Annotated in this window: 7 protein-coding genes and 2 pseudogenes; 7 read left to right on the top strand and 2 right to left on the bottom strand. The window is 37.0% G+C overall.

The genetic code is table 11. The annotated features are described in order from the left end of the window. The 5 genes from RXO53_RS07035 to RXO53_RS07015 form a co-directional block, all read left to right on the top strand. A partial coding sequence (locus RXO53_RS07035; RefSeq protein ID WP_410713521.1) for a penicillin acylase family protein occupies window positions 1–2,335 on the top strand: 2,335 nt, incomplete at its 5' end. 4 nt (window positions 2,336–2,339) lie between these two features. Continuing rightward, on the top strand, window positions 2,340–2,696 hold the full coding sequence (locus RXO53_RS07030; RefSeq protein ID WP_410713520.1) for a hypothetical protein: 357 nt from the start codon (window positions 2,340–2,342) through the stop codon (window positions 2,694–2,696). A 392-nt stretch (window positions 2,697–3,088) separates the two neighbouring features. Beyond that, window positions 3,089–3,493, top strand: coding sequence for an IS200/IS605 family transposase (gene tnpA / locus RXO53_RS07025; RefSeq protein WP_410713522.1), 405 nt, complete (start codon window positions 3,089–3,091; stop codon window positions 3,491–3,493). Continuing rightward, the gene (locus RXO53_RS07020; RefSeq protein WP_410713519.1) at window positions 3,475–4,752 is read left to right on the top strand and encodes an RNA-guided endonuclease InsQ/TnpB family protein; all 1,278 of its coding nucleotides are present in this window, start codon (window positions 3,475–3,477) and stop codon (window positions 4,750–4,752) included. Before tnpA ends, RXO53_RS07020 begins: the two co-directional genes overlap by 19 nt. Window positions 4,753–4,795: 43 nt before the next feature. Then, a complete protein-coding gene (locus RXO53_RS07015; RefSeq protein ID WP_410713518.1) occupies window positions 4,796–4,918 on the top strand; it encodes a hypothetical protein in 123 nt (40 codons plus the stop codon). Window positions 4,919–5,060: 142 nt separating this feature from the next. On the opposite strand, the gene RXO53_RS07010 is transcribed toward RXO53_RS07015, so the two are convergent. Then, window positions 5,061–5,180 carry a LysO family transporter gene (locus RXO53_RS07010; protein WP_410713517.1) on the bottom strand — a complete coding sequence of 40 codons (120 nt, stop codon included), beginning with the start codon at window positions 5,178–5,180 and terminating at the stop codon, window positions 5,061–5,063. A gap of 7 nt (window positions 5,181–5,187) precedes the next feature. Beyond that, window positions 5,188–5,986, bottom strand: a pseudogene (locus tag RXO53_RS07005) (undecaprenyl-diphosphate phosphatase). A 124-nt stretch (window positions 5,987–6,110) separates the two neighbouring features. Between RXO53_RS07005 and RXO53_RS07000 the strand changes: the two are divergent. Further along, window positions 6,111–6,215, top strand: a pseudogene (locus RXO53_RS07000) (helix-turn-helix domain-containing protein); the annotation flags it as partial. 972 nt (window positions 6,216–7,187) lie between these two features. Continuing rightward, window positions 7,188–8,039, top strand: coding sequence for a hypothetical protein (locus tag RXO53_RS06995; protein WP_410713516.1), 852 nt, complete (start codon window positions 7,188–7,190; stop codon window positions 8,037–8,039). Window positions 8,040–8,195: the final 156 nt, after the last annotated feature.

The following is an 8,195-nucleotide window of genomic DNA, read 5'->3' as shown; positions in this document are numbered from 1 at the left end:
ATTATACAATCCCGTTAAAATAATAATTGATAAAAACGGTGTTTACCATATATATGCTAGCAATTTACATGATCTCTTTTTAGCTTTCGGCTTTATACAAGCAGAAAACAGATTATTTCAACTAGATTTAATAAGAAGGGCTTCGATAGGAAACTTATCTCCAATACTTGGCTCATCATATCAATCATCTGATTTGTTTCAATTAAAAATCGGAAATTTGATAACAGCTGAAAAAGATTGGAATGAAACTCTTATTTTAGCAAAAACAAATAAAATGGCCAATCAAACTGTTATGATGCTAGAAGCATATTCACAAGGTGTTAATGACTATATATCTTATGCAGAAGCTCATAATGAATTACCTTTTGAGTTTGTTCTTTTAAATTATAAACCACAGCCTTGGACTCCAATCGATACTTTTCTAGTTCAGCAATACATGGCCGAGAGTTTAGAATTTGGTGATGACGCTTTAATTCTTTCTTTAATGTATTATAAAATGGGTAATTTAACAAACAAAGTAATTCAACCATTTTCTCCAATACCTCAAGTATATTATGCAGGCTATAATGGTAATCCTAATGAAACAATAACTAAAGAAATTGAAAATATATGGCCAATCAACTCTAGTATAGCACAAATGGCCTATCAATTATATAATGAATGGGATCCACCTTTTATTAACCCTCATGGGCATAGTAATGAATTTGTTGTTTCAGGAAATAAAACATCAACAACTTATCCTATATTAGTAGGAGGACCCGTGCTAGGATTTTCCTTGCCTTTCATTTGGTTTGAAGCACAAATAGAATCGCCAGGATTTGATGCCTTTGGCGTATTTTTGCCCGGATTACCAATTCCAGTAATAGGTTTCAACCAATATATTGCATGGACTTTAACTGATGTTCAATCAATTTCATGGGGTACATATTTTTTCATTCAGACAGTTAATAATACTGATTATTACTTTAATAAGACTTGGTATCCTATTGAACATTATTATGTTAATGGTGTTGAATTAAATTGGACTAATTGGGGACCAATAATGATAGAAAAAGGCAACATTGCATTAGTTATGGATTGGTTAGCCAATAATTATAGTAATGATCCTGGAGTTCTTTTATCTATATCGCAAGCACATAATTGGACTGAATTTTATGATGCTCTTCAAAATTGGCACGCACCTTATCAAAACTTTGCTTATGCAGATATTAATAAAAATATAGGAGATGTATCTGCAGGTACATATCCTGTATTTTCAATGTACAATAATTCATTACCATATAGTCCAGATGCTATAATGCCTGGTAACGGTGAAGAATTTATAAGAGGTTATATACCATATCAAAAAATACCTCAAGTATTTAATCCTTCAGATGGCATAATAGTTAGTTCAAATCAAAGACAAGTCGGGCCTTCTTATCCATATTGGTATGGAAATACTATGAGCTTTTCTCCAGGAACAAGGGCTTGGGTTGTTTACAATTATTTATTATATCATAATAACATAAGTATTCAAGATATGATGAATTTACAATGGAATGAAACAGATTTAGCTGCAGTTTGGTCAATGCCAACCATTATTAAGGCATTAGAGAACTCATCTAATCCATATGCAAAAACTGCTTTAAGTTATTTAAAAAGTTGGAATTATATTATGAGCCCCGATTCGAAAGCAGCAACAATTTGGTTTTACATATATTCAGAAGCTTATTTCAATGTATTTTATAAGCTGTTTAATGAAACAGGCTTCTGGCCAGAATTTGAAAACATAAGACCTGGGCCTGCAGGAGGCTCATGGCCAAACACTTTTGGACTTGCCTCATTAGATGAAGATTTAATACATATTTTATCAACAGGTAATGGAACACCAATATATAATGGAAGCATCGATTCGTTAATAGTTAATTCAACTATAAGTGCAATGAAGCTTCTTGAAAACTATTATCCTAATGGAAATTATACATGGGGCAACTTTTATGGATTCTATTGGCCTAGCTTAACTGGTGCGAGTGCATTAAGTGTGGGCCCATTAAGCGGCTTAGGAGGTGATTACTTTACAATTAATGATCAAAGCGGTGGCGGAGGGGGTCCTCTACCTACATCTCCTGGCCCTGGTGGGCAGAGCTGGACCTTTATTGCAAATCTAAAAAATCTTAGCAATTCATATGGAGTATATCCTGGGGGACAAAGCGAAAATCCAGCAAGTAATTATTATGATAATTATATTCCCATATGGATTAAAGGAGAATATCTTCCATTAATTTTTGCAAGTAATCCTAATAATATTTCTCAGTCTAATATAATTGCTACAATAATTTTAAACCCAAGTGGGTGATATAATGAGAGATTTCTTTAGGTATTTAATTGTTTTCGTAATCACCTTAATTCTAGGGTATATAATTCTCTTTAGCGGGATATGGGTATTAACTGTAATTGCTGGATTTATACCATCGATAATATTCAGCAAAAAATACTTAAAGGCATTAATTTCTTCTTTTTCTGGTGGAATAATTTCTTCACTTTTGTTTTTATTTAATTATATTGCCTTGGGAGGTCCTATATTTAAAATCGCTTATTTTGCTGGTGCAGTTGCTGGCTTACCAGGATCCTTGTTTTTAATAATCTCAATCCTTTTAACAGGAATTTATTGTATAATAGGTTCAATTATTGGAACTTATATAAGAAAAATTATATAATTAATTTATCTTCGATTTAATTGTTTCCTCATCATATAAAAATATTTTTACAAATGAAAACACCGCTTTATTTTGAACTTGCTGGCTGCTTTAGCTTTTAACGTTAAACCCTCACACTAACATAACAGTTTATCCGAACGGTTATGCAGAAATATAATGGAAAACATGATGGAATTTGTACCAGTAAACATAACTGTTATAGGGATTCCACAAAGATTGACCGTTTCTTACAGTACGACTCTCCAGTATAATATTCTTATTCAAACAGATTTGTTAAAATTTTACAACTGAAAGCCTCGCCTTTTAAGGTGGGGATGGATAGAAAAGCCTATAAGGTGTGTATCCTATAGTGTGTTCTGGAGAGTGCCTTGGAGGGCGAATCTCTAGAATGGATGAAGCTTAGGAGTACCAGGCATGCTAGGTACTGGTGTGGATATCACTTTGTTTGGATTCCCAAGTACCGCAGAGATATCCTTGTGGGAGATGTTATTGAGTACACTAGAGTGGTCTTGAGTGAAATACTCAGAGAGCTGGGGTGTGAACCATTAGCTATAGAGGTTATGCCCGACCATGTCCATGTGTTTGCTCTATGCCCTCCAAGACACTCCCCAGCTTATATCGTGAACTACCTTAAAGGCAAGAGTGCTAGGAGGATACTGCAGAGGTTCCCAGAGCTGAAGACTAAGATTGTCCGTGGGAAGTTGTGGAGTAGGAGCTACTTCGTAGCAACCGTCGGAAACTTGACAGCTGATATCGTCAAGAGGTATGTTGAGGAGCAATGGGGGAAGGAGAAATGAGGAGGACTAGCATAGTAGAGCTTGTAGTTGATAAGAGCTCTGAGGAGAGGCTGAAGCCACTCTACAGTCTATCATCTAAGCTGTGGAACGAGGTCAGCTACGCTAGGAGGAGGATGTTCTTCGAAAAGAAAGGAGTAGACCTCAAGGCGACGTACAAAGAGTATTACGAGAAGTACAAGATACTCATAGGTTCTGCCACAGCACAGCAAATCCTAAACAAGAACGATGAGGCTTGGAGGGGCTTCTTCAAAATGCTGAAGCTCAAGAAGGAAGGCAAGTTACCACCATTCATTATGAGAGTCAATCCACCAGGCTACAAGAAGAAAAACGGTAAGAGGGCCCTGTGGACTGTCCTCAGGAAAGATCAGTACAGGGTAGAGGGCGATAAAATAATCCTCAAAGGACTAGGAGCTATTGGAAGGATTGAACTGAGGTACAAAGGCTTAATACATCTGAAGGGAGAGCAGGGCAGGCTGGAGATACGCTATGACCAAGACAGGGGTAAGTGGTATGCTCACATATCATTTGATGTAAGCGAAAAAGCTGTTAGAGGGGTTTGGGCTAGCGTTCCGAGGAAGCCGAGAGGCAATATAGTAGCAGGCATCGATATCGGCATTAATAACTTGATGGCTGTATACGTTGAGAACGGTTTGACAAAGCTTGTTAATGGTAGACCGCTTAAAGTGATGTCCCACTACTGGAGGATGAGGATTGCCGAGTATCAGTCAACGCTGAACAAGTATGGCTTGAAGACATCTAGGAGGCTTAGGTTCATGTACTCCAAGTGGAAGAGGCAGGTCAAAGCCTATATTGACTCAAGGGTTAGGAAAGCAATTGAATGGTTGCACAGTGTTGGGGTCTCAGTCATCAAGGTCGGTTATCCTAAGTACATTGCACAGGAGAATGGGAACTTCAGCAACGTCCACGTTTGGACGTACGGCTACCTACTGAGGAGAATCTACGAGGTTGCAGAGGAGTATGGGATAACAGTAGTCTACGTAGATGAGGCATATACATCGTCTAAGTGCCCAATCCACGGCGAGGGATGTGGGAAAAGAATTAAGCGTGGGCTATTCAAATGCACCAAGTTAGACAAAGCGTTCAATGCAGACCTAGTGGGGGCGTTCAACATACTCATAACCCCGAGTCCCGTCTGGGATAGGGGTAACGGGCTGGAGACCCAGCCTGGTATTGAACCCTCGGGAAGAGGGGATGTAGTCCCAAACCTCCCCGCCCTTGCAGGAACCCTCGCCCTCTAGGGCGGGGAGGAGGTCAGAAGGTATAGCAACTAGAGCTTCGCAAATGAGTTCTGGACTTAGTGGATATCTAATGGAAATAGATCTTCCAATACCATTATTTATAGGTGGAATATTTCAAGCTATGAGCGGAATACTTTATATGAAGCTTCTAAAGAGAGAGAATTAAGGGGAGCATAAAAGTGTGAGAGTAAGGATGCCACCATTAATCATCACGCTTATTCCGTATTAGTATTTTAAAACACCTACATAGAAACCTAATCCATAGAAGTTGCACCTCCTACCGCTATGCATTTAATTAAATCTTAATTTTAAAATGGAACTAGTGAGAAAGTTAATTGTTCTCTAAGAAAGTTTATTAGAAGCGCTATTATTCCGTCAATTGAGCCGTAATATTTTGCAACTATAGGTTCTAAATAGAAATATATCAAGAGCCTTTTAGCCCAATATTAACCCTAACACGCTAACTAGAATAGCTATTGCTCCCAACATGAAGTCAATTAGGTAAACCTTCTTAGTCTTAGCAATTTTTAGGAGAAAGCTTATTACAACAAGACCAGTAAGCAAGGCTGAAATCACCGTAAGAACTATTCCATTAATGCCAATTAATGATACCACATAATTGACGTTGTGCCTTGTAAAGAGAAGAGTAGCTCCTACTGCGCCTATTGCTGCCGGTATATAAGCTAAGTAAGAGTAGTGAAATGTGTCTTCAGGATTTATTCCTAAAACTAGCATTGTCGAAACAGTCATCCCTGACCTACTCACTCCGGGTAGTGCGGCAATTCCTTGTGCTATGCCTATTAATATCATTTCCTTTGTGGATAAGTTCTTAAATTCTCTCGTTCTAGATCTTGAGTACCTAATGTAAATTCCATCGGCTATTAATGCTATTCCTAAAAGTATCATCGGAATTGAAAGGTTATACGCGTTTTGAAGTAGTTTATCCGAAATTATATAGAGAGGAACTCCTATCAGCCCAGTGAATATTGGTTACCACGACCAAAAATTTTAAGAGAAATTTATCATATAAAACTCTCTTAACGTCGTGCCTGAAATAAATTAGTGCAGAGCCAATTGATCCTAATTCCATAAATAAACCAAAGGTGTAAGCAGTGCTTACGTTTAAGCCTAGCAAATAGTGGGATGCAATAAGTTCCTGTGTTTTACTACTTATAGGCAACCACTCAGCAGTTCCTTGTATTATTCCTAAAATAATGGAGATTAGGTCGTTCACTTTTACCACCTGCTAAAAAATTCTAGTTCTAAAATAAAAGTTTTGATATTTTTTAAAGATTATAATGTTTTTTTAGCGTAACTTTTAAATACTTTTAGTTATTTTTAATTAATGTTTGGACTTAATGCCTAGAGAGGTTGCTGAGATATTTAGCATGAGTAGGAGTGGCGTAATTAAGTGGATTAGAGAAGGTAAAATTAAGGCTCTTGAAATTAATAGTGAAAATAGGCATATTGTTTCTAAATACCTGGAAAATAACATAGATAAAGAAAAATATGATAATGCCAAAGCTTTAGGCAAAAAGTTATATGAGTTAAGAGAAATCTTACAAGATATTTTATGAAATTTCTATTGCTTTTCTTCATTTGTGCTACTTTGGACAATTTCTAGTGGTACATAGAACTATGGAAGTATTTCTACTTGTGTAGAAACGACGCAGAAGTTACAAGAGTCGTCTGCAACTACTGCTCACTATAATAATTTTGTCAAGAGTCCAAAAATTGGTTGCCATTCCGCTTCAACCAGCTCTGTCACACGTAATAAGGCTATGCTTTGCCTCATGGAATAATATGAACCTCAAGACTTTAGGCAGAGTTAACTGCTAGTTGGATACTAATGTGTATGATTTAGAGAAAGTGAAAATGACTTGAATAATATACAAAATAATTTATGCAAATTCAAAAAGTGGCACTAAGTTATAATAATATTAACGAGTCTTACATTAGGAATGTCAATTTATTTTAATTTTAGACCGGCTTACACAATTCATACTATTTATAATAAAGTAATTCTATCAGTAGACTTATATTTATATCTTCAATCCTTCTTTCACTCGAGCGCTCTTTTGACGCTGAACTAATTTAAAACCACAAAGCTAAGTGTTTGAAGCATCTGTTTTGGCCGCTCTAAGCTTAACAGGTCTCAAAAAATACTATGGGAATATTATGTGTTAGGCATTATCTTGGTTTTGTCCAAAGCTCTTGAACAATCATAAGTGACAATTATCAAGTCAATGTCTATGTTAACTTCCCAGTCGGCTCTAGGTTATTAATACATGAAAAGCTTTTACGACTAGACTATTTGTTCGTGAAAGGAGCAAAGTAACAGAGGATGATAAACTCATCGAAGACCTGTTAACTCATCATAAAACTTAAAACCTCGTCATAAACATTAAATCTTTGAGCTTGAACGGGGTTTGTGAATGGTTACCTCTCTACAGGAAAGGTTGCAGAACATCAAGGATTGGTTTATTGACACCTATTTCCGGCGTTTTTTAATTTGGATTATTTCATTCCTTGCTCTTATTGGAGTTGATGTTTATCTAGCTAAAGAGGTTGGACCTAATATATTCACAGGCGTTCTTATAGCTATTGTTACCATAGCACCTTTCATTTACAATAGTTATGTGGCCGTTCCGATCCTAAGAATTGAAGTTCCTAGAGAAGAAGATAGTAGAAAACCTATACTCTCTACTTATTCACCGCCGTGCATGTGTCAAGATCAGTTACAAATACAAAAAACGGATACTCAAAATATCGGTTACTTAAGGCTTAGTGTTAGGAACAGTGGCTTTGTTGCAGCTGAGGACTGCACGTTTCAGATCAAGATCACTGAGTGGCCTGTTAAACGTCCTGACGAATACCATGCGCCTAGTAATGAGTACCATGATTGGCAAGATGTTACGTGGAGTTATCGTGATGTTACGTGGACTAACTGGGAGAAGAGCATAGTAATTAGGCCAAACGATGTTAGGTACGCAACCATAGCCATAATGCCATTAGATAAGAATAATCAGGCATGCAAGCCTAAATCAGAGGACCAAGACCGGAATAGCCAAAGCCAGCTTGAACAAATAAAAGCCTGGATCGCTAAACATGACGTCTTCGAGCGTGGGTGCACAGCTAGGCATCAGGACGGATTAGTGGTTGGTGAGTACAAAATCGATACCCAAGTCACATGCAGAAATAAGCAAAGGATGCTTAAGGAATTAAAGCTAAAGATAGGCGAATTTTGGAAGGGTACGGACATCTATACAGCTAAACCTAAAGAATAGACCTAAGGATTTTTATAAATCTAAAACGTTGTTTGATTCTCAAACGCTGTATGTATGGTAAAAGGTGTGAGGGGTTTGTCCTGCAGTCACCTTCTTACAGCAATCTCGACTTAATACTGTGCTTAATTATATATTATCCCGTTAATATAGTCAATG

It is taken from the genome of Caldisphaera sp., assembly GCF_046536515.1.
In the GTDB taxonomy this organism is placed as follows: Archaea; Thermoproteota; Thermoprotei_A; order Sulfolobales; family Acidilobaceae; genus Caldisphaera.
The sequence above is the reverse complement of the archived record's forward strand: the minus strand, read 5'-3'. Positions and strand labels throughout refer to the sequence as shown.